Genomic DNA, 22,920 nt, shown 5'->3' with positions numbered 1-22,920 from the left:
GGCGTCGTGGGGGCGACAGACGGCGACGCAGGTCGATGCGGACGGGCAGACTGGATCGACCAGCAGGCCCCTGTCGGCAGGTCTGCGTTCCTGCACTGGTGGAGCCGAGAATGCTCGATGCCTACATGCGGCGCCTGCACACCGACGAGGGCTGGCGAGTACTGACGACGCAGCAGAAGAAGTTCGACTACTTCGTGACCGACACCCATTTCCGGGAGAGCTGGCGTACGGCAGTGGACGTTCTCGGCACGCACGCGGGCTGGCTGATGCAGCGAATCGCCCTGCTCACGCTTCGTCCGGAAGGGATCATCGGACGCAGGGCACGTCAATGCGTGGAGGTCCTGGCCAGGCTCGACTACGCGCCGTTGCACGCACACCGTTTTCGGTACGACCGCATGATGATCCGTGAGCTGTGGCGATATCAGTGGAATGTGGCGTCCTTCGACCGGCTGGCGGTCGGCGACCGGCTGCACTACCGCACCGACGTACTGAGCCTCGTCTTGCTGGACGTCCGAGAGCCGTTGGCGATCCCGGCCAGTTCGCGGCTGAGCCGGCACAAGGGGTCCGCATTTCCGCCCGACCGGCGCGCCGACCACCTGCGGTCGCAGTTGGGTGCCCCGAACCGCATCATGGTCGTCGTGCACTGTCCGGACGAGCCCATGGACGTGGTGCGCGAGCTTGGCATCATCTTCGAGCGCGACACCTTGCGTCAGCTCTACGCGAAGCTGGCCGAACGCGTGGCGACGGGGACACGGGTCGACCCGGAGCCGTACATCTCGCGGCTGTACGACGACTTTCCCGCCCGCTCGCTGTCGGTTGACGACGCCGTCCGCGAGGTGTTGGCCGAGCTGGACAGGGCCGAGTGTCGCAACGCGCGCACAGGCCCTGCTGCGGCGCGGGCACGTGCTGCGATCATGCGTGCATCCGAGGGTCAGTATCTTGACTGGGACCGGTGGTGCGCCGACCTCGCGGGCTGCGGCGTCGATCAGCGGAGCTGGGCAGTGACCGTCGTCGCCAGCGAGTATGTGCAACACGATGTGCCCGACGCGCGTTGCCTGATCAGCCGCACCGGGCGCGGTCTGTGGCAGGCCGGGCACGGCCGGATGCTCGACCAGCCGCCGGCCGAGGTCGCGTGATGGCGCCGCGGCTCGTGGCGACCGATGCCGACGGAACACTCCTCGACGATGCCAACATGGTCAGCGTCCGCACCGCCGCCGTGGTCAGGCGAGTGGTCGCCGCCGGTGTGCCGTTCGTGCTCGCCAGCGGCCGTCCGGCGCGCACGCTGGGCAAGATCGCGGCCAGAGCGGGTGTCGCGGGTCTGGCCGTCTGCTCGAACGGGGCAGTCGTGTACGACATGCGACGCGAGCGTGCGCTGCGCGTCGTCACATTGACCCCGGGGTCCTTGCGGGCTGTCGTGACGGCGTTCGATACGGATCTTCCGGGGTGCGCATACGCCGTGGAGAGCATGGAGGGCAGGCCGGCACTGCTTGCCGAGCATGGCTTCCGCGCCGTTCGGTCCATCAAGTGTGAGGCTGCCAGCCGCGAGGAGATGCTGGCGAGGGCGGGCGTGAAGATCGTCGTCAGTCATCCCGGCATGACCAGTGCGGCGCTGGCCGCCACCGCCGCCGCGATGTTCGGCGACACGGTAAGCGTGACGTTCTCACAGGCGGGAGGGCTGATCGAACTGGCTGCAGCCGGGGTCGACAAGGGGTCCGGTCTGGCTTGGGCTGCCGATCACCTGGGCATCGCCGCCGGTGAGACGGTGGCGTTCGGGGACATGCCCAACGACATCCCGATGCTCGTACGCGTCGATCATGGCGTGGCGGTGGCCAACGCCCACCCTGACGTGATCGCCGTGGCGGCCGAGGTGACGGCCGCGAACCGGGATGACGGTGTGGCGCGGGTGCTGGAGCGCTGGTTCTGACCGCCTCCGGCGACTCAGGCGAGGTACCCCGTCAGCAGCGACCTCACCTCGGTGGGGTCCACCGGGCGCAGGTCACCCCACACCCGCCGGGCCAGCGCCAGCTTGTCCGTGAACGTCTCGGTGCACTGCTCCACCTGGCTGCGGTCGGCGGCGACCAGCTTGGCGTACCGGACCGAGTCCACGATCACGGACTTCACCCGCTCGTGTGCCAGGTAGCGCTCGACGTCGACCGCCCAGCCGGGCCACCGGTGCGCGCCGCAGGCGGCCGCCCAGGCCGAGCGCATCGCCTCGTCCTCGCCGGGCAGGTATCCCATCTTGTGCAGGTGGACAGCCAGCTCGTAGACCGGGTCGCCGGACAGGGCCAGCTCCCAGTCCAGGAATACCGGTGCGCCGTCGCGCAGCAGCACGTTCTTCCGGTGCACGTCGGCGTGCACCAGCCGGAACGGCCGCGACGACAACTGCCGTAGGGTGAGCGCGGCAAACGGATCGGTGGGTATGCCCAGCCGCTGCCACAGCGTGGCGAAGTCCCCGGCGAATGCGGAGTGCACGCCCCGGGTCGTGGCGAGCAGCCGGTCGGCGAATCCTGCGGAGTCGCCGTCCCGCGGCCAGTCCCGCGGAACGGGTGGCAGGTCGCCCGGCGGCACCGCCTCGAGGCGGGCGAAGAAGACGGCGATCTGCTCGATCAGGCCTGCCGGAAGAGCCGTGCCCCGAGGAGCCACGTCATTGAGGGTGGGTCCGTCGACCCACTCATGGATCTGGTAGGCCGGGTCGGTGCTGACGCTGTGCAGTGCCGGGACGCAGCCCAGCCGCCGGCTCACCGCGGCCAGCACCGCCTCCTCGCGCCAGATGTGCAGATCCATGCGATCGGCCCCGGCGATGGGCACCCGCACCAGATGGTGGCCGACCCGCACGTTGTGGTTGTAGAACCCGGAGCTGCCCTCGGCTTCGGTCCGCGCCTGCTCGTACATGTCGTCCCATTGGTCCGCCACGAGCCGGGCCACGAGGCCGTGCACCGCCGCCCGCAGCCTCGGCATGCCCCGCAGCGGCTGCAGCGCGTCGACCGCCCGGTCGACCGCCGCCGTCACCGCCGGGTGCGGCGAACCGATGCGGTCGAGCAACGTCCCGGCGACCATGATCAGTGTCGGGTAGACCTGGACAGCCTCGAGCTCCGACACCGCCCACACCGCGCTGGCCAGGGCCTCGTCGTGTCGGCGTGCCCGCGCGTGGCACAACGCCCTGATCAGCTCGGCACGGGCGCGCCCGGACCGATAGCCGGACCGTTCGAGCACCACGACGGCCTCGTCGAGTGCCTCGTCGGCCGACTCCAGCTCGGCCAGGCCGAGGTGGCCCAGCGCCATCGCGGACAGGGACTTGCCGACCTCGTGATCGGCACCCAGTTTGCGCTGTGCCGCTACGGCGGCCTTGGCGGCGGCGACCGCGCCCGCCGGGTCGGCCAGCGCCAGGATCTCGGCCTCATTGGTCATGATGTTCGCCAGACCGACCTCATGCCCGGCGGCCGCGTAGAACTCGCGGGAGATCCTCAGCTCCGCGGAGGCGAGTTCCGGCTCGAATGCGAATCGGTACGCCAGGGCGCGCAGCCGGGCCAGATCGCCCAGCAGGGCGATGCGATCCGGTGTCGTGGCGGAGGCGACCGCCTCCGCGGTGGCGATGGCATCGACGAACCTGCCCTGCGCCATGTCCAGGTCGGCGTGCCAGAGCCCGGCGTCGAGTTTCACGGCACCACTGTAATCAGGCCATATCTGTGCGTACCGGCGCAACGCTTGACCGGTCTCCCCGCGGATCCGCAACGCGTTGGCCGCAGCCAACGCCAGCCTCGCGTCCACGTCGTCGGCGGCCGCGGGCAGGCGCTCACTGAGCGTGCGCAGGGTCGCATGTGCCGTCTCGGCATCTCCCACCAGCAGCGCCGCCTCAGCGACAAGCAGCTGCACGAACCGCCGGACGTGCGGGTCAGGGGCGGCGGCGGTCATCTCCTCGAGGTCGGCGCGCATGGCGTCCAGGCCCGGCTTGCCCATGGCGGCCAGCCGGTCGACATTGGGGAGCAGGGCAGCGAGATTCTGCGGGTCGGCGTGGGCGGCGTGCCGTGCGGCCTCCCGCCACGCGTCTGCCGAGCGGGAGGTCACACCGCGCTGGTGCCACAGTTCGCCGAGCAGCTCGTGCAGTTCGCGCAGCACACCGGGGCTCAGCCGGGTCTGGATCGACCGTGCCATCAGCTGGTGCATCTGCAGCGTGTCCGGCCCCGCCGTGGCGATGAACGAGTACGAGATCAGCCGTTCCCACATCTGAGTGTCTGCACGCAGCTCGTAGTGGTGTGAGATCCGGCGGAAGATCTCGCGGTCGAAAACCCTCGCGACGCTCAGCAGTTCGAATACCCGCACCATGTCGGGTTCCACGTGATGAAGGAATCGTTCCTCGATGTGGGCGTACCGGCTCGCGGCCGGGCCCGACTCATGTGCCAGGTGAATGTAGAACGGCAGTCCCTCACAGTCGCGTGCGATCGCCTCGCGGGCGTTCGGATCCGTGACACCGAGGGCCGCCGCCAGGTCGCGCCGGGCCGGATAGGGCAGCGACGCCACCGGAAGCGGGCGGATCCGGTCCGCCCATCCGGGATCGTGGCGGGCCCAGCCCAGCGGCTCCCGAGAGGCGACCGCCACGAGTCCGCGATCGAGCTGTCCGAGCAGGTCGCGCAGCCAGACGTCGGCCAGCGACGCGGTGCCGGCTCTGGCCACGCCGCCGACGAGGGCCTCGTAGGCGTCGACGCACAGCAGGTAGCGATCATGCGCGTCGAGGTCCCGGGCGAACAGGTAGACCACCGCGTCGCCGAGCTGGTCGAGGGTGAGCTCGTCGAGTTCGAGCAGGGTCGCGTCGTGGCGGATCAGATTCCACCGCTTGAACTTGCGGGCCGCGATGTCCAGCACCTTCAGTGCGACCCCGAAGACGGGCAGGCCCGCAGCCTCGCCCAGCACGCTGGTGAGCGCTTCGCTCTCGGCTGCCCAGCTGAGCCGGTCGGCGGACAGTGACACATGGGGGTTGAGGCGTTGCCACCACACCCCGTAGGCGAGGTCGAAACGGTCGAATTTGACGCCCGTCCGTCCGAACTGAGCCCGGAGCGAGCCCAGGCCGGCCAGTGCCGAGCGTTGCGACGGCTCCTGAAGGTTCAGCGTCGCGACAGCCGTGTCCTTCGGGGCCCGTTTGATCAGCTCGTGCAGCAGGCGGGACTTGCCGATGCCGCCCACTCCGGTCAGCTCCAGCAGTCGCGGCGACATGCCCGTCGCGGCGAGCTCCGCGTCGAACGCGGCGAGAAGCTCCTCGCGGTTCACGAAAGGAGTGCGAACCGCACCGGGCTGATACCGGGCTGTGACCGTCATTCAGGGCTCCGTGAGACTCGGACCGGATGACCGTGCTTCACGCCCCGTCGATGGGGCGATCACTGTATGCCAGAGTGGCGTCAGTCTATCCTGGACGGTCGCCATGGGTATGCGCCCGAGCGACTACGGCGCGTCGTCAGGCAGGGAAGCCTTCGCACGGGCCGCCGGCGGCGTCGCAAGGCCTAGTCGCGGGTGAAGTAGCAGACGCCGCCGGAGTCGGTGTCGCCGAACACGTAGACGATCTCGTCGTCCTGCGCGCCCCAGCTCTGCAGGCTCTCGCCGTAGGGGTGGTACGCCAGGTTCAGCTGCTGGTAGGGGTCCAGGAGCTCGGGCTCGTCCAGCGTCCACAGGCCCTCGCCGTCCGCGCCGGGCGCGTGGTCGCCGTCGGCGTCGGCGCAGTCGCCCAGGGAGTGGGTGCTGAACGTGTGGTCGGCGCGCAGCACGAGCCGGGCGCCCTCCTCGCTGACCCAGGTGCCGACGATGTCGGCGTCGGCGAGGTCGGGCGCGAAGCCGACCGGGCCCCAGTTTCCGCAGCAGCAGGAGCACCCGCCGAGGAGCATCAGCACCGCGAGCCACCGCCCGAACGACCGCCACGTCATGGTCACCGCGCCAGGGTAGGCCAGTCGCCGTCGGTGCGGGACCCCGTCCCAAACCCGGTGATCCGGGGTTCGCGGGCGGTGTCGGGATCGGACGGCGGGTACGGTGTGGGTGGGCTTGCCAGGGAGGGAGCACGGATGGACGTGCGCGACGCGCCCCGCCGCTACGCCGACGCGCTGCTGTTCGTCACGGAGGTCACCCGGGCCGCGACCCGGTCCCCGGGCGGCTGGCTCTACGAGGAGGGCCTGACCGATCCGCTGTACACGAGCCTGCTCGACGGCCAGTCGAAGTGGGAGTGGTCGGACAACCGGCAGGACGTGAACCTGATCGCGGGCGGCCCGCTGCGGGCCGTCGTCGACTTCACGGCCCGCCGCCACGCGACGACGGTGCCGTGCACCGGCCCGCCCCCGCTGGAACTGTGGCCGGACTGCGCGGAGCGGCTGCGGCTGCTGCGCGAGGCCCTGACGTTCGCCACCGGCGCGGCCACCGACGCCTGGCGGTTCGTGTTGCACGAGGTGCTGGCCGGGTGGCTGTCCGCGCGGCTGGACGAGTTGCTGGTCCCGCCCCCGCCCGATGAGACGCTGGGGCGGCTGGAACAGCGGCTGCGCGAGGCGGTGACCGTCTGCCACCGGTACCGGCTCGCGATGCACGGGCTGTTCGGCGACCACCACTGGTCCGGCCGCGAGCCCCAGCCGTGGTGGTGCATCGCCGACGACCTGGCCGCCCACGCGACCTTCGCCAGCCCGGTGGCCGCGCCGGCGTACGTGTTCCGCCTGGACGAGGGCAGTGCCCACGACGGCCTGGCGACGCTGTTCGTCGCCAGCACCCTGATCCATCCGGTGCTCCGGCACGAGGTCACCATCACGTCCGGCCTGCCCAAACTGCCTGGCGACGCGGGACCCGAGACCGTCCAGGCCGCCCGCGGCGCCGTCGCCGTGCTCGCCCGGCACCGCGTCGCCTGATCACCCGGCACCGCGCCGCCCGGCCGCCGGGCTCGGCGTCGGCCGAGCACCTGGCGTCCCGGCCGCCGGTCGTCGCCACGGGCCGCCGGGATGGCATGATCTGCGGACTGCCGCACGCCCACCGGGCCGCGGCGGCCCTGCCGACGCACACCTGCGAGGACCCGATGAGCGACTCCGGCCAGACGCCGCCCGCCGACAACACCGATCCGGCCGTGCGTGCCGCGGGCGGCTGGGGCAGGCTGCGGCAGGGCGTGATCTACCGCGACGGGGTCAGCGGCGGCCGTCCGGCCGTGCCGACCGCGTTTTCCGAGCTGGAGCGCCGTGCCGCCCGGGCACTGTCGCCCAAGGCGTACGCCTACGTCGCCGGCAGCGCCGGGTTGGAGGGCACGGCCGACGCCAACCGCCGCGCCCTGGACCGCCACCGCATCGTGCCCCGGATGCTGCGCGACGTGTCGGCGCGAGACACGTCCGTCGAGCTGTTCGGCCGCCGGCTCGCGTCGCCGCTGCTGCTCGCCCCGATCGGCGTGCTCGAACTGGCCCACCCCGAGGCCGACGTGGCCGTGGCGCGGGCCGCGGCGGCCGAGGGCGTGCCGTACATCCTGTCCACGCAGGCGTCCCTTCCGATGGAGCAGTGCGCGGCCGCGATGGGGGACGCCCCGCGCTGGTTCCAGCTGTACTGGAGCAAGTCCGAGGAGCTGGTCGCGAGCTTCCTGGCCCGCGCGGAGGCGTCCGGCTGCGAGGCCCTCGTGGTCACCCTCGACACGACCGTGCTCGGCTGGCGGGCCCGCGACCTGGACCTCGGGTCGCTGCCGTTCAGCCAGGGCCAGGGCATCGCGCAGTACACCAGCGACCCGGTGTTCCTGCGGCTGGCTGCCGAACGGGCGGGGCGGCCGAAGACCGGGCCGAAGCCGAAGGTCACCCCGGCGGCGGTGCGCTCCCTGTTCTCGATCGCGCGGACCCACCCCGGGCCGATGCTGCGCAATCTGCGCTCGCCGCTGCCGCGCGCCGCGGTCGAGACGTTCCTCGACATCTTCTCGCGGCAGGACCTGACCTGGGGCGACCTGGCCCGGCTGCGCACCATGACCCGGCTGCCGATCCTGCTCAAAGGCCTGCAGCACGCCGACGACGCACGCCGGGCACTGGACGCGGGCGTGGACGGGGTGATCGTGTCCAACCACGGCGGCCGCCAGGTCGACGGCGCGACCGGCTCGCTGGACGCGCTGCCGGGCATCGTCGAGGCGGTCGGCGGGCGGGTGCCGGTGCTGTTCGACAGCGGCGTGCGCGGCGGCGCGGACGTCTTCAAGGCGCTGGCCCTGGGTGCCCGCGCGGTCTGCGTCGGCCGGCCCTACTTCTACGGCCTGGCCCTGGCGGGCGTGGATGGCGTACGCGAGGTGATCCAGAACCTGCGCGCCGAGCTGGATCTGACCATGGCCCTGACCGGCTGCGCGAGCCTCGCGGACATCACACCGGAGCTGCTCGCGTCGGCCTGAACGTGCCGCGGGGGCCCGGACCGGCCGGTCCGGACCCCCGCGTTCGTGCTCAGCTGAGCTTCGGCTTCTTCTGGCCGAACAGCCACGCGTCGAACAGGGTGTCCAGCTGCTTGCCGGAGACCTTCTCGCACAGCGCGATGAACTCATCCGTGTTGCCGTTGCCGTTGGTCTTCTCGGCCACCCAGGTCTTGACGATCTCGAAGAAGACCTGGTCGCCGACGGCCTTGCGCAGCATGTGCAGCGTCATGGCGCCGCGGTCGTAGACGCTGCTGTCGAAGATGTGCGCGGCGCCCGGCGCGCCCGGCGGCGTCGTCCACACCTCCGGCTTCGACTTGGCGTAGTACTGGTCGAAGGTCTTCTGCACGGTCTGCACCTTGGCGTACGCGTCCCACAGCCACTCGGCGTAGGTGGCGAAGCCCTCGTTGAGCCAGATGTCGTCCCAGTTCTGCACGGAGACGCTGTCCCCGAACCACTGGTGCGCCAGCTCGTGCGCCACGACCGCGTCGTAGACGCCGTTGCGGAAGAAGCCGGCCGAGTAGACCGGACGCGATTGCGTCTCCAGCGCGAAGCGGATCCGGTCGTCCTTGATGACCACGCCGCCGTAGGCGTCGAACGGGTACGGCCCGAACTGGGTCTCCAGGAAGTCGGCGATCTTCAGGGTGTGCGCCATCGAGGTGTCCGCGGCGCCCTTGGCCACGGTCGTGGTGACCGCCGAGAACACCGGCTTGCCCTTGTGCGTGCCGGTGGTGACCCGGAACTTGCCGATCACCATGGTGCTCAGGTAGCTGGCCATCGGCTTGCTCTCGGTCCACGTCCAGGTGGTCCAGCCGCCGGTGCTGTTCTTCGGGCCGGGCACGCCGTTGCTGATCGCGGTCAGCCCGTCCGGGACCGTGATCTCGAAGGCGTAGGTGGCCTTGTCGAGCGGGTGGTCGTTGACCGGGAACCAGCTCGCGGCCGAGTCGGGCTGGCCGAGCACGATCGCGCCGTCGGGGGTGGCGAAGAAGCCGCCTTGGCCCAGCGACTTCAGCTGGTTGCGGACCGGCTTGGGCTTGCCGTCGTACTGCACCCGCACGGCGAACTTCGCGTCGGCGTCGACGCCCTTGGCCGGGGTGATGACCAGCTCGTTGTCGACCCGGGTGTGCGTGGCCTCGGCCCCGTCGACGGTCACCGACTGCACGGTGAGCCCGGACAGGTCCAGGTTGAACTGCGACAGGTCCTGCTTGGCGGTGGCGTTCACGGTGACGTCACCGGTGAGCACGTCCGTCTTCGGGTCGTACTTGACCTTGATGGCGTAGTCGGCGACGTCGTAGCCGCCGTTGCCGTAGGACGGGAAGTACGTGTCGCCGACCCCGTCCTTGCCGGGCTGGTAGTCGCGCACGCGCTCCGGCGACGGCGTGGGCGCCGCGCCGGGCTTCGGTGACTCGGACGTGCACCCCGCCAGCAGCGCCGCTGTTGCGGTGATCGCGACGAGCGCAGCACGCGTCGCCGTCCCCCGTGTGTACATGCTTCTCCCTCGTGAAGGCGGGCTCGATCGGCCCAGCCGCAGAGTAGAGACCGCAGGCAACGCGAAGATCACGCAAAAGCCGGAAGTGGCCACCGTCACGCCCGGCCTCCCAAGATCGCCCGACTTGCCAGGCAGATGGGTGTATGGCGCCCCAAGATACGCACACGTGCCAGGCAAGTCGGGCGATCAAGTGGCGCCGGGCGGTCAGCCGACGACGGCGGCGCGGACCTGGTCGCGGCCGTTGCGCTTGGCGCGGTAGAGCTCGACGTCGGCGAGACCGACCAGGTCGTCGGGGTCGCGGTCCGGGCGCGGCATCATCGCGGCCACGCCGATGCTGACCGTGACGATGCCCGAGCGCGCGAGCACGTGCGGCTCGGCGAGGCCGGAGACCGCCAGGCGCAGGCGCTCGGCGGTGCGGCGGGCGGCCTCGGTGTCCAGTCCGGGCATGACCACCGCGAACTCCTCGCCGCCGTACCGGGCGACCAGGTCTCCGTCGCGCAGATTGCGGGTCAGCACCGCGGCGACGCGCTGCAGGCACTCGTCGCCCGCGGGGTGGCCGTAATGGTCGTTGTAGAGCTTGAAGTGGTCGATGTCGACCATCGCCAGGGCCAGCGGCCGGCCGGTGCGCTGGGCGGACTCCCACTCGCTGTGCAGGATCTCCTCCAGCCGCCGCCGGTTGGCCAGCGCGGTGAGCGCGTCGGTGGTGCTGAGCAGCTCGAGCCGCCGGTTGGCGGCGGTCAGTTCCTCGGTGCGCTGGGAGACCTTGCGTTCCAGCGAGGCGTACACCGAGGCGTTGTCCAGCGACACCGCGAGCTGCCCGGCGACCAGCCGGACCGCGTCGAGGCGCTCGGCGGAGAACGCCTCCCGGATGAGGTGGTTCTCCAGCACCAGCAGCGCCTGCCACGTGCCCCGGTTGACGATCGGCACGACCAGCAGCGAGCAGCAGCCGAGCTCACCGAAGTAGGGGTCGCGGGAGAACCGGTCGTCGCGGGTGGCATCGCCGACGACGAGCGGTTCGCGGGTGCGCTCGACGTAGCGGATCACCGAGGCGGGCACGGTGGGCCGCTCGCCGTTCGGCGGTGACGTGGGCAGTGTCCAGCGCTGCCGGTCGTCGTCCCACAGCAGCAGGTGCACGGCGGTCGCGCCGGTCATCTCGCTGAGCACGTCGACGACGCGGGCGCGTACGCCGTCGAAGGTGGTCTGGGAGCTCAGCGCCTGGGAGGCGGCGAGGATCGCGAGCAGGTCGATGGTGCCCGACAGCAGCGGGGCCTGCGGGCTCGCGTCCGGAACCTGCCCGCTGGTCGGCGGCCGCAGGCCGGACAGCCACGGTGCGCTCGGGTGGATGCGGTCGAGCTGGGCGACCTTCGCAGCCGCACCCCAGGTGTGGTACGCGTGCCGGGCCGAGTTCAGGATGCTGGTCCCGGCCACCTGCATGCCGTGAGCCAGGTAGAACCGGGCGGCGCGTTCCAGGGCCAGGGCCCGGTGCCAGGGCCGCCCCCGGCCGGCGACCTCGTGCTGGGCGGCGTCGTAGGACTGCGCGGCGGTCTGGAAGTCGTCGCCGGCCCACGCGCGTTCGGCCTGCAGCAGCAGCAGGGTGTGGGAGAAGTTGACCGGGGCGTCCGCGGCCCGCGCGGCGAACCAGGCCACCGCCTCGTCGAGCTCGGCCAGCCGCGCGGCGCGCTGCTTCGCCGGTCCGGTTCGGGCCTGTTCGGCCAGGTCGAGGCCGCGCAGCAGGCGGGCCTGGGCGACGGGGTAGGTCGACGGGTTCACCGGCAGCAGCGCGGTGGCGGCTTCGATGTGGCGGTGCAGGGCGGGCATGTCGTCGAGCAGCGCCGCCGCCAGCGCCCTGGTGACGTGCACGTTCGATACGGCCACCGGGTTGCCCGCGAGCGCTTCGGGTAGCGGGTCCGCGCCGCTGTCCGCCGCCGCGGGCTCGCCGCGCAGCATGCCGGCCAGCCTGCGGTAGGGCAGGTATACGTCCGTGGACTGGTCGTTGCCGGTGCGGGTGGCGAACGCCAGCCCGGCGTCGACCTCGGTGAGGTAGCCGTCCAGGGTGGGGGCGTAGTCGAGCAGCTCGTACACGGAGACGTAGTAGGTGTGGCAGGCCTTCTGCAGGTCGCCGCCGTGCAGCAGGCCTTCGCGGGCCAGCTGCGCCTGCTGCACGTTGTCCTCCAGCGGTTCGTACCAGTGGCCGGTGCTCAGCGCATACAGGAAGCGGGCCTGTGAGGTGTCGGGTTCGTAACCGCGGGCCTCGCCGACGGCGATCACCCGCAGCAGGGCCCGGTGCCCGGTGCGGTAGTCGGCGCACCGGCCGACGGTGACGAAGGTGAGGTGGGCGACCGGCCCGACCAGGGTCGCGACCGGACCGTGCAGCACCCACATGCGCAGTGCCTGCAGGGTGAGCCAGGCGAGGGTGTCCTGGTTGCTGAAGAACGCCGGGGCCATCATGCGGTTGATCAGTGCGGCGGTGGCCAGCAGCTCCGGCTCGGTCACCTCGGGGCGGCGCAGGTCGTCGGCGGTGTCGCCGTCGAGCCAGCGGTGCAGCAGTTCGAGTCCTTCGTCGATCTCGGTCGCCACCCGTTCGGGCGGCGGCGCGGCGAAGCCGAGGTGGCCCAGCATCTCCAGGCCCAGGGCGACGGCCTCGGCGGCTCGGCCCTGATTGGTCAGGCCGCTCACCTGCACCAGGGTCGCATCCGCGTGCAGGGCAGGGTGGTGGCACAGCCGGTCGATGGCCGCGTACACGGCGTCGGCCTCGTCGAGCCGGCCCAGGCTGTAGAGGGAGGCGTGCCGCCGGGTCTGCAGCGTGATCAGGTTGCCCTTGTCGGCCGGGTCGGCGAAGTCGACGGCGACGGCCAGGTAGCGCTCGGCCATGGCGTGGTTGCTCACCACCAGCGACTGCTCGGCGGCGTAGGCGAGCAGGGCGCTGACCCGTCGGCGCTCGTCCGGGTCGTGCACGTGCTCGGCGACGGCGTAGTACTGGTGTGCGGCGACCTCGGCGTGCTCGGGGTGCGGGGCCAGCCTGCGGGCCAGGCCGAGGTGCAGGGCGGACTTCGCGGACGGGGTGAGGCCGTCGAGGATCGCCTGGTTGACGCGGTCGTGGCGGAACCGGACGGCGTCGGCGGGCTCGCCGGGCTCCAGCACCAGCAGGCCCTCGTCGAGGGCGGGAGCGAGCAGGTCCTCGGTCTCGACGCCGGGGTGCCCGTCGGCGATCGACAGCAGGTCCATGTCCGCCCGGCCGCCGAGGCAGGCCATGATCTCGACCAGCAACCGGGTGCGGGTCGGCAGGCCGCGCAGCCGGGTGGTCCACGGGTCGACGACGTTGGCCTGGCGCAGGTGCCGGGACAGGTTGCCGGCGTCCCAGGTCCAGCCGTCGTCGCCGAGCACCAGCACACTGCTGCGGCGCAACGAGTTGATCAGTTCCACCGTGTCGTACGGGTTGCCCCGGGTGCGCTGCGCGACGGGTTCGGCCAGCGCCTCGGCGTCGGTCGCGTCGAGTTGCAGCAGGTCCCCGACGAGTTCGGCGGTGCTCGCCGGGGGCAGGTTGCCCAGCGCGATCCGCTGCGGCTCGACGCCCTGCTGCCGCCAGCGCGTGATGATGGCGGTGAGCGGGTGGGTGGCGTCGATCTCGTCGTCGCGGTACGCCAGCACCAGCAGCAGCCCGTCCGGCGGGCCCTCGGAGATCAGCATGTCGAGGAAGCCGAGCGTGGTGCGAGTGGCCCACTGCACGTCGTCGACGAACATGACGATCGGACGTTTCGGCGACGCGACGGTGGTCAGCACGTCGACACCGATGCGCTGCATGCGGGCCTGGGCGTAGAGCGCGTCGCCGATGGTCGGGTCCGGCTCGACGCCCATCAGCAGCGCGAACTCCGGTTGCACCGCGGCCAGCAGCCCGGCGTTGCGGCCCAGCACGTGGCGCAGCCGCTGCCGCAGGTCGGCCAGCTCCTCCTCGGGCTCGGCCAGCAGCAGCCGCCCCAGTGCGCGGATGGCCTGGCGGGCTCCGTCGAACTCGATGTCGCGCCGGTGCTGGTCGAACTTTCCGGACACGAACCAGCCGCTGCTGCCGGAGGCGATGGGCCGGAGCTCGTCGACCAGCGAGGTCTTGCCGACCCCGGCCGGGCCGCTGACCAGCAGGCCGTGGCTGAGCCCGGTCATCGCGTCGGCGAACGCCGCGCCCAGCGCCCGGATCTCCGGGTCGCGGCCGATGATGCGGGACTGGGGGAGCAGCCGCAGCGGCACGTCGCCCGCGCCGACGCGCAGCGCCACCGTCTCGCCCGGCGCGGCGGCGCGCAGCAGGCCGAGGTCGTACGCCAGGCCTTCGGCGGTCTGGTAGCGGTTGTCGGGCTCCTTCTCCAGCAGATGCATGATCACGTCGGACAGCGCGGCGGGCACCTCCGGGCCGACCTCGGCCGGCGGCACGGGTACCCGGGCCAGATGGGCGTGGCTGAGCCGCAGCGGGTCGCCGGTGCCGAACGGCGGCTCGCCGGTGACCATCTCGTACATGGTCGCGCCGAGGGAGTAGAGGTCGGCGCGCTGGTCGACGGGGCGGCCGGTGCGGCCGGTCTGCTCGGGCGCGAGGTAGGGCAGCGTGCCCACGATCTCGTTGTGGTGCGCGAACTCGGGCCTGATCTCGGCGAACGTGGACGCCAGCTCGAAGTCGATCAGCAGCACGCCGCCGGCCGCGGTCAGCACGATCTTGCCGGGGCAGATGTCGCGGTGTACGACGTGCCGGCGGTGCACGGCGGCGAGGGCGTCGGCGAGACCCGCGGCGACGCTGAGCGCCTCGCCCGGCGGCAGCGGCATCGGCCGGCGGTCCATCGTCGCGCCGCCCCCGTCCTGGAGCACCAGCGCATCCGCGATCACGGGGGTCGGCTCGACCTGCACGACACCCTGGGCCCCGCGTAGTCGGCGCAGGATCGCCGTCTCGTGCTTGAGCCGCTTGAGCGCGTCAGGCCCGAGCGGCTGCTTGACCACGACCGTGCGGTGTCCGGGCAGATGCAGCCGGTACGCCCGCGTCCGATCGCTGTCGTGCAGCAGCTCGACCTGATCGGCGTCGACCGGCGGGCGTCCTGCCGGATGCTCGCCGCTGATGCCCATCGTCCGCCCCGGAATCAGTCAAACGCCCCAGCCCCGCCGAGAAGTCGCCGGATAACCTGAATTGTCCTCGAGTACCAGAATAGAGCTTTTGTCGCGATCGCGAGGCCCGCCTGCCCGGCGGGGCCGACGGCTTGCGCGGCACATCACGCCGTCACGGCGCGTCCGGCACGCGGTCAGGTCTGGCGTGGGCGGTCCGCGGCGTCGTCAGCGCGGGCCGGCAGGGTGGCGCGCAGATGCGTCAGGACCTGGGCCGACGCGGGCTACACCCACGTGCAGGCGCACGTGCTGGCCGGGAACCGGGCCGCCCTGCGCACGATCCGGCGGCTGGCCGGTGGCGACGGTCCGGCCGGGACGCCGGTGTGGAGTACGACGGCCCGATGCTCACCATGACCGTCCCGGTGGCCGGACCGGGCACCGCCTGACCGGCGCGGGTCAGCCCTGCCCGCCGTGCAGCAGCAGTTCGGCGAACTGCTGTACGCGGGCCATGGTGATGCCGGTGCGCTGGTCCACGGCGAGCGGATGGTCGGTGGGCTCGACCTCGACATGGGGCTTGTGGCCCACGGGTCGGGTGTGCACGTTCGTCTTCAGGTTCAGCGTGCTCACCCCGTAGCCGGCCAGCTCGGTGGACAGCCAGCCGAAGTGCGGTGCCTCGGCTTCGCGTCCCGGCTCGTCCCACAGGTCGGTGGTGCGGGCGAAGTTGGCCGGGCTCAGTGACACCCACACGCCCCAGGCGAGGACCTCGTCGCTGCCGAGGATCGGGATTTCGAGGTTGCCCTGGATGAAGAAGTGCCGGCCCGAGATGACGCACAGGTCCGGGGTGAGTTCGCTGTTCGGGTCGTCGTCCAGGGCGTCCGTCCAGGTTGCCGGCGCCGCCGTGCGGTACGACAGCGGCAGGTCCTCGTGTCGCCGGCCGCACGATTCGCAGGTGTAACCCGTGATGTTCCGCATTCGGCGACTCTAGGCGGTGCGGTGGCGCATGGGCCTTCATGGGGCCCGGCCGGATCCGCGTTTCCCGTCAGAACGTCGAAATGGCTGCCACCGAACACTTTACGGTGATCAAGGTCAACCGGTTCAGCCCAGCCCAATGCGCATGCCATGCATTTCGTCCTTGACCTGCAAGGGAATTACAAACGACCTTGGAGAGAGCGCTCCCTGGAATACCTGCTATAAATGACGTCATGACGAGCAGTCGACCTGACGGCCAGCGATCCCCGACGCTGGAAGAGGTCGCCGAATGGGCGGGGGTCTCGCGCTCCACGGTCTCCAGAGTGATCAACGGCGTGTCCACCGTCGATCCCGAGTTGCGTGAACTGGTTCAGCGCGCCATCGACGCCACCGGCTACGTGCCGAACCTCGCGGCGCGTTCGCTGGTCACCCGGCGCACCGACTCGGTCGCCCTGGTGGTGTCCGAACCGGACGATCGCACCGAGCAGACTGAGCCGTTCCTCAACCGGATATTCACGGACCCGTTCCTGGGCCGGATCACCGCCGGGGCGCTGGAGGTGCTGCGGCCCGAGGGCATCCATCTGGTGATCATGCCCGCGGAATCCCCGGCACACCACCATGTGCTGCGCTACCTGCGCCAGGGACACGTCGACGGGGTCCTGCTCATCTCCAGCAGCGACGAGGATCCGCTGCCCCAGCAGCTGTGCGACCTGGGCATCCCGGCCGTGCTGTCGGCCCGTCCCGGCAAGCCGCTGCCGATGAGCTACGTCGACGTCGAGCAGCAGGTCGGCGCGAAGCTCGCGGCCGAACACCTGCTGGCCATCGGCCGTCATCACCTGGCCACCATCTCCGGTCCGCTGGACATGCCGTCGAGCCAGGACCGCCTCGCCGGGTTCCGGGCCGCACTGGCCGTACACGGGCATGCGTACGTGCCGTCGGCGGCGGGCAACTTCACCCGCGCCAGCGGCGAGCAGGCGGCGCGCGAGCTGTTCGCGGCGCACCCGGAGATCGACGGCCTGTTCGTGGCCAACGACCTGATGGCCGAGGGCGCCCTGCAGGCACTGCGTGACCTGGGCCGCCGGGTGCCGGAGGAGGTCGCGGTGGTGGGCTTCGACAACAGCATCGCCGCGCTGCAGTGCCGCCCCCGGCTGACCACCATCCACCAGCCGCTGGAGGAGATGGCGGCCGAGATGGCGCGGCTGCTGCTGGCCCGCATCGGCAAGGCCGACCCCAAGCCGCGGTCGGTGATCTTCCACCCGCGGCTGGTGAAGCGCGAGTCGGCCTGAGCCGGGTGCCGCTCGGCGGGCCGGGTGGCTGCGGGCGGACGTGCCCCCCGCGCCTGGTGGGTGTGCCCTAGCATGGGCGGCACTTCGCCCCCCAGCCTGGAAGGCAATCATGAGTCTGGCCGATGAGCTGCAGAAACTGCAGCAACTCCGCGACGCCGGCACCCTCACCGCGGAGGAGTTCGAGCTCGCCAAGGACCGGCTGCTGCAGGCTCCGCCGCCCGCCGCACCCGCGCCCCAGGTCGTGGTGCCGAACATCAGCCTGCTCAAGGAGGTCGACCCGGCGGTGACCCGGGTCGCCGACAAGGCGGTCAACTTCCAGGGCGTCACCGGGGTGATCTTCATGGTCATCGCCCTCGTCGTCGCCATGTTCATCCTGTTCGTGGGGTGCTCGATGGTCGGCGGGATGAACGACGGCCCGCTCGGCTCCAGCGGGATCTGCGACCACCCGAGCGTGACCTGTCAGTGATGAGACGCGGCCCGGCCCGGCCGGGCGGCGGTCCTGCTACCCCGACAGCGTCGCGAGGCGGTCCAGATCGGCTTGCCGGGTGGTCTCGACGGCGGCGGCCAGTGCCTTGACCGCGGGGTCGGCCCCGGCGGACTGCTCGGAGCCGGCCAGCATGCGGCACTGCTCGAAGTGCGCGCGCAGGCTGTCGGCCAGCATCGTGTCGAACGCTGCGCCGGACTTGGTGGCCAGCAGCGACAGGTTCTCCTTGGTGATCATGCCGGGCATGTCGTGGCCCTCGTGCGGGTTGGTCTCCGGCGCGCCGGTCGTCTGCAGCAACTCCCGCAGCCGGACCACCTCCGCCTCGTGCCGCCGGGCCACGTCGGCCGCGAACGCGTTCAGGTCCTTGCTCCCGGCGCGCTGCGGGGCCAGCTCCAGCGCCGCCAGCATGCGCTGATCCAGCGCGATCATCAGCTGCGTCCAGGCGACGTCCGTGCTGATCGCCCCCGCCTCGGCCACCACCGGCGGACTAACCGACGCAACCGGACCCGGAGACGCTCCACCACACCCCGCGAGCATCAACACCACCGCACCCGCAAACACCCTTGATCTCATCGCGGACCTCCCGGCGATCTTGCGCGAACTGCTGCTGCTATGCCCGTTTGGAGTGTGTCGTCCCCACAGCCCGCGCAAGATCGTCGTCTGGAAGGTGGGTGGCACCGGCCGGGACGGGAGAGGGGGGCCGTCCCGGCCGGTGTCGTTTTCAGGGGCGGGTCAGGTCAGGGGCGACCGTTGGCGCCGCACTTGATGATGGGACGGATGCAGTCGCGGACACGGCGGTCCATTTCTGCGGCGGGCCAGGCGTTGAAGAAGTCGCCGTGCATGGTGTAGCCGCGGCCTGAGGACAGGCGGATCCGGGCGGGGTCACCCGTCACGGGGTAGCGGAGCACCTGGCGGAGCTTCGGGACCGGGACGGGGTGCGAGGACGGGCAGGCGCCCGCGACGGGGTACGCCATGTGGCTCTTGTGGTTGGCGGAGTCGAGGTTGACGCCGTCCCAGCACTGCGGGAAGTCCAGGTACGACTCCAGCATCGAGCCGGCCGGGCAGTTGACGAAGTCCTTGCCCGGTGGGATCTCGTTGTGGTGCAGGCAGGACCAGCGGGCGATGCTCTGGTCCCCGCTGGTGGCCTGGGCGTTGCCGGCGACGATGCGCAGGCCGAGGGGCAGGGACTGGATCTGCGCGATGATGTCGTCGCGCACGCCCTCACCCAGGTAGTAGAAGGTCGTGCCGGTCGGGGCGACCGCCACGTTGTCGACGTACATGGTGGGCACCCAGTACGACGACAGGTCCTCGATCGGGTTGCAGTTCGTGCCCGCGTTGGCCAGGCTCGTGTACGTCGAGAACGCGTTGGTGGACGTGTTGCCCATGAAGTCGTGCATGTGCGACCCGCCGGGCAGGTTCGGGAAGACGATCGGGTCGTCCGGCAGGCGGTGCGTGAACGGGCAGTCGGCCAGGAACTCCGACACCCGGACGATCGGGCCGCCCCCACCGCCGCCGCCACCGCTGGACTGGCCGAACACCTGGAACTCCCACAGCGAGACACCGTACTGGGTGGCTCGCGCGGTCGCGTACAGGCGGACGTAGCGGGTGCTGACGTTGACGGTGAGGGACTGGTCTGCCCCGTTGTGGTTGGTCGTGGTGTGGAACGTGCTCCAGTTGTTGCCGTCGGCGGAGCTCTGCAGCTGGAAGTTGCGCGCGTACGCGCCCTCCCAGTCCAGGAAGATCCGGGTGACCGCCTGGCTGCTGCCGAGATCGATGCGGATCCATTGCGGGTCGGCGAAAGCGCTGGACCAGCGGGTGCCGGCGTTGCCGTCGACCGCTGCCGAGCCGGGCGTGCCGCCGTTCTCGGTCGAGGAGACCGTGACCGGCTTGCCCTGTGAGAGCGAGATCTCGGCAGCGGCCGCACCACCGGTGGTCGCCACCAGGTAAGTTGCGAGGACGGCCGTGACGGTGGCGAATAGCCCAGCGGCACGTAGCCGCCGGCGGCCAGGAATCGGTGCGAGACGATTCATGGTGAGCTCCCTACGGGAATGGGACGGACGGGTTTCCGTTGGGGGCAGGGGGCCCTGCGGGGCTGCGGGGCCCCCTGCCGGCGGTCTGCTTACTTGTAGACGCGGACGTAGTCGACCAGTACCTGCGCCGGGAACGGGGTGCCGGCGTCCGGCGGGCCGGGCCAGTCGCCGCCCACGGCGAGGTTCAGGATCATGTAGTGCGGGTGGTCGTAGACCCACGGGCCGCGGGTCGCCTCGACGGTCGCCTTGCTGGCGTAGAACACCTCCGTGCTGTCGACGAAGAACCGGATGCCGTTGCTGTCCCACTGCGCGGCGTAGACGTGGAAGTCGGCCGAGAGGTCGATGCCCCAGACCTTCTCCAGTCCGTAGCCGCCGCCGCCGTTGTAGGCGGGGGCGTGCAGCGTGGTGTAACTGCGGGTGGTGTCGCGGCCGAGGATCTCCATGATGTCGATCTCGCCGTTGTAGGGCCACGGGCGGCTCGTGGGCGGCAGGAAGTCGGCGCCCATCATCCAGAACGCCGGCCAGAAGCCGTTGCCCTTGGGCACCTTGACCCGGGCCTCGACCCGGCCGTACTGGAAGTGGAACTTGTTGCCCGTGTTCATGCGGTGCGAGGTGTACTGCATCCCGCCCACCGCCTCACGGCGGGCCTCCATCACCAGCGCGCCGGTGCCGTTCATGTTGGCGTTGTTGTTGTTCGTGTAGTACTGCAGCTCGTTGTTCTGGCCGGTGCCGGTGTCGATGGTCCACTTGGACGCGTCCGGCTTGCTGCCCGCCGGGCCGTTGAACTCGTCCGAGAACACCAGGTTGGTGGCCGGGAAGGTCGGGTTCGGCGGCTGCGCCGGGGGCGTGGTCGGGGCGCCGCCGGTGCCGTAGACCTGGAACTCCCAGAGCGAGTAGCCGTAGCCGTTGGACCGGGCCGTGCCGTACATGCGCACGTAGCGGCCGGTGCCGTTGACCGTGATGTTCTGCTTGAAGCCGGTGCTGGTGGTGGTGCTGTAGACGGTCGTCCAGTTGGCGGCGTCAGCCGACGTCTGGAGCTGGTAGGAGGTGGCGTACGCCGGGTCCCACTGCAGCACGACCCGCTTGATCTGGGCGGTCGCGCCCAGGTCGACGTAGATCCAGCCCGGGTCGGTCCAGGCGGAGGTGGCCCAGCGCGAAGCCGGGTCCAGGTCGAAGGCCCGCGCCGGGAAGCACTGCCAGCACGCTCCGTCGTTCTGCGAGGTCGAGGCGAAACCGGGCTTGTTGTACGACAGCAGCACGTCCCCGCCCGGGTTGGGCGACGGCGAGGTGGGCGGGCTGGCCGACGGCGACGCCGGCGGGGGTGAGGACGGCGGGTTGCTCGGCGTGCCGCCGGTGCGCACCGCGAACTCCCAGAGTGAGTAGCCGTACGCGGTGGCCCGCGCGGTGCCGTTCATCCGCACGTAACGACCGGTGCCGGAGACGGTCAGCGTCTGCACGCCGCCGGTGCCGGTGGTGGTGCTGTAGATGTTCGTCCACGGGCCGGTCGCGGAGTTCGAGACCTGGATCTGGAACGCGCGTGCGTACGCCGGCTCCCAGTTCAGGGTCACGCCGCAGATGTTCTGGCTGCTGCCCAGGTCCACCTGGATCCACTGCGGGTCGCTGAACGCGCTCGACCAGCGGGTGCCGGTGCTGCCGTCGAAGGCGTTGGCCGGGGCGAACGCGCCCTCCTGCGAGGAGGAGCTGGCCGGGCGGCCCTGCGCGGCGTTGGCCGTGCCGCAGCCACCGCCACCACCGCCGCCGATGACGCCGTAAACCTGGAACTCCCAGAGCGAGTAGCCGTGGATGGTGGCGCGGGCCGTGCCGTTCATGCGTACGTAGCGGCCGGAGCCGCTGACCGTGAGGGTCTGCACGCCGCCGGTGCCGGTGGTGGTGCTGTAGATGTTGGTCCAGCCGCCGGTGCCGGTGGCCGAGACCTGGATCTGGAACGCGGTGGCGTACGCCGCCTCCCAGCGCAGGACGACCTGGCTGATGGTGGCCGTGGCGCCCAGGTCGACCTGGATCCACTGCGGGTCGGAGGACGCACTCGACCAGCGCGTGCCGTTGTCGCCGTCCACCGCCGCGGTGGCCGGGAACACGGCGTTCTCGAGCGACGAGGCGGTGACCGGCTTGCCCTGGGAGATCAGCGGGTCGGCCGCGTTGGCCGAGCCGGCGACCACGGCCAGGTAGGACGAGGCGAGCACCGCGCCGAGGGTGGCGAGAACGGCGTACCAGCGCCTGCGGGAGGTGGGGACGGAGCGCGGCGGGGCTGCCGCGTTCGGGACGGATCTCATGTCATCTCCTGTGGATGGCTCGAGACCGCGAGGGCCGTGCTCCTCGCGGAAGGCCCGGAGGCGCTCCCGCCGATCGCGGATCCGATGACCCGCGGCAGCGCTTCCGGTACGCACGCGACGGCCGCCCGCCGACGGGACCGGTGTGTCGGGGCTGAGCCCGGTCCCGCGGCATGGCGACGCCGTGATGAGCGGCGGGTCGCCGCGTGCAACAACCTGCCGCCCGAATGGGCGTCAAGTCGGACAAACAATGTGGGGGAGCGCTCTCTGAGCAGAATCGTCCAGGACTGCTCGGATGTCAATGGTGGTCACTGGACGGGCCGCCGCAGCGATTGTCGTTAACGTCCCCGAAACTTCGCGGTGCGGTCAGGACGGGCAGCTAGAGCGCGTTGTCGTCGGTACGGCGGTCGGCCAGAAATCGGCACGATCGATGGCAGGCAACCGATACGGCGTTTTGACTGCCTGCTCACGACACTTGCCGGTGCGTTGGTGAGCAGGTGCGCCCGCAGGCGGGGCGGCATGTCGGGATCGGATTCGCGGTTGCGCTTTGTAACGAGACGGCAACGGCATCTTGACAGCCGCCCGGCATGAGACGAAATTCAGAGGCCATAACCAGGGAGCGCTCTCTGGATGATCAACTGTATGTGACCAGCGGTTCTTGCTCGTGCTCGTGCCTTATACCTGTTCCTGGAGGAGCTCCGATGCGTTCAGCACTATCCGGCGCCGGCCAACGGCGCCGTCTCGCGGCCGTGGCCGCTCCGCTGCTCGCCGCCGCGCTGGTGCTGGGCACCGCTGCGTGTGGTGGCAGCGACGACCCGGGCAAGCCGGGTGAGAAGGTCAAGCTCACGATCGCGACGTTCGGCGAGTTCGGGTACAAGGACTTGTACAAGGAGTACATGGCCGCGAACCCGAATGTGGAGATCGTGG

General features: G+C 71.0%; 14 protein-coding genes and 1 pseudogene. 7 read left to right on the top strand and 8 right to left on the bottom strand.

Going from position 1 to position 22,920, the window contains the following annotated elements; translation table 11 throughout:
* The first annotated feature begins 110 nt into the window (after positions 1-110).
* Both FLL47_RS11930 and FLL47_RS11925 read left to right on the top strand, forming a co-directional pair.
* Entirely contained in the window at positions 111-1,136 is a 1,026-nt protein-coding gene (locus FLL47_RS11930) for a hypothetical protein (protein WP_144120557.1), read from the top strand.
* Positions 1,136-1,924: an HAD family hydrolase gene (locus FLL47_RS11925; RefSeq protein ID WP_222106038.1), complete on the top strand. Its 789-nt coding sequence runs from the start codon at positions 1,136-1,138 to the stop codon at positions 1,922-1,924. The genes FLL47_RS11930 and FLL47_RS11925 overlap by 1 nt, the downstream gene beginning before the upstream one ends.
* 14 nt (positions 1,925-1,938) lie before the next feature.
* On the opposite strand, the gene FLL47_RS11920 is transcribed toward FLL47_RS11925, so the two are convergent.
* Both FLL47_RS11920 and FLL47_RS11915 read right to left on the bottom strand, forming a co-directional pair.
* Entirely contained in the window at positions 1,939-5,310 is a 3,372-nt protein-coding gene (locus FLL47_RS11920; protein ID WP_144120555.1) for a phosphotransferase family protein, read from the bottom strand.
* A gap of 182 nt (positions 5,311-5,492) precedes the next feature.
* The gene (locus FLL47_RS11915) at positions 5,493-5,915 is read right to left on the bottom strand and encodes a hypothetical protein (RefSeq protein WP_144120554.1); all 423 of its coding nucleotides are present in this window, start codon (positions 5,913-5,915) and stop codon (positions 5,493-5,495) included.
* A gap of 129 nt (positions 5,916-6,044) precedes the next feature.
* Between FLL47_RS11915 and FLL47_RS11910 the strand changes: the two genes are divergently transcribed.
* Positions 6,045-6,869 (top strand): hypothetical protein, encoded by an 825-nt coding sequence (locus FLL47_RS11910; RefSeq protein WP_144120553.1) that lies wholly within the window; start codon positions 6,045-6,047, stop codon positions 6,867-6,869.
* A gap of 95 nt (positions 6,870-6,964) precedes the next feature.
* On the top strand, positions 6,965-8,359 hold the full coding sequence (locus FLL47_RS11905; protein WP_246157826.1) for a lactate 2-monooxygenase: 1,395 nt from the start codon (positions 6,965-6,967) through the stop codon (positions 8,357-8,359).
* 49 nt (positions 8,360-8,408) lie between these two features.
* Here the strand turns inward: FLL47_RS11905 and FLL47_RS11900 are convergent, their stop codons facing one another.
* From FLL47_RS11900 to FLL47_RS11890, 3 genes are all read right to left on the bottom strand, one after another.
* The gene (locus tag FLL47_RS11900; RefSeq protein ID WP_144120552.1) at positions 8,409-9,863 is read right to left on the bottom strand and encodes a M1 family metallopeptidase; all 1,455 of its coding nucleotides are present in this window, start codon (positions 9,861-9,863) and stop codon (positions 8,409-8,411) included.
* Positions 9,864-10,067: 204 nt separating this feature from the next.
* Positions 10,068-14,960 (bottom strand): diguanylate cyclase, encoded by a 4,893-nt coding sequence (locus FLL47_RS11895; RefSeq protein ID WP_144120551.1) that lies wholly within the window; start codon positions 14,958-14,960, stop codon positions 10,068-10,070.
* A 432-nt stretch (positions 14,961-15,392) separates the two neighbouring features.
* Positions 15,393-15,908, bottom strand: a complete 516-nt coding sequence (locus tag FLL47_RS11890) for a DUF2199 domain-containing protein (protein ID WP_144120550.1) — start codon at positions 15,906-15,908, stop codon at positions 15,393-15,395.
* A gap of 230 nt (positions 15,909-16,138) precedes the next feature.
* Here FLL47_RS11890 and FLL47_RS11885 point away from each other — a divergent pair, with 230 nt between their 5' ends.
* A complete protein-coding gene (locus FLL47_RS11885; protein ID WP_144120549.1) occupies positions 16,139-17,191 on the top strand; it encodes a LacI family DNA-binding transcriptional regulator in 1,053 nt (350 codons plus the stop codon).
* A gap of 109 nt (positions 17,192-17,300) precedes the next feature.
* Positions 17,301-17,657, top strand: coding sequence for an SHOCT domain-containing protein (locus tag FLL47_RS11880; protein WP_144120548.1), 357 nt, complete (start codon positions 17,301-17,303; stop codon positions 17,655-17,657).
* 36 nt (positions 17,658-17,693) lie between these two features.
* Here FLL47_RS11880 and FLL47_RS11875 read toward each other — a convergent pair whose 3' ends face one another.
* From FLL47_RS11875 to FLL47_RS11865, 3 genes are all read right to left on the bottom strand, one after another.
* Positions 17,694-18,152 carry a DUF305 domain-containing protein gene (locus tag FLL47_RS11875; protein WP_186315680.1) on the bottom strand — a complete coding sequence of 153 codons (459 nt, stop codon included), beginning with the start codon at positions 18,150-18,152 and terminating at the stop codon, positions 17,694-17,696.
* Between the two features lie 260 nt (positions 18,153-18,412).
* Positions 18,413-19,615 (bottom strand): DUF1996 domain-containing protein, encoded by a 1,203-nt coding sequence (locus FLL47_RS11870; protein WP_246157823.1) that lies wholly within the window; start codon positions 19,613-19,615, stop codon positions 18,413-18,415.
* 179 nt (positions 19,616-19,794) lie between these two features.
* A complete protein-coding gene (locus tag FLL47_RS11865) occupies positions 19,795-21,996 on the bottom strand; it encodes a discoidin domain-containing protein (protein ID WP_144120545.1) in 2,202 nt (733 codons plus the stop codon).
* Between the two features lie 698 nt (positions 21,997-22,694).
* Here FLL47_RS11865 and FLL47_RS11860 point away from each other — a divergent pair.
* A pseudogene (locus tag FLL47_RS11860) lies at positions 22,695-22,920 on the top strand (hypothetical protein); the annotation flags it as partial.

The organism is Catellatospora sichuanensis (assembly GCF_007483665.1).
Classification (GTDB): Bacteria; Actinomycetota; Actinomycetes; order Mycobacteriales; family Micromonosporaceae; genus Catellatospora; species Catellatospora sichuanensis.
The sequence above is the reverse complement of the archived record's forward strand: the minus strand, read 5'-3'. Positions and strand labels throughout refer to the sequence as shown.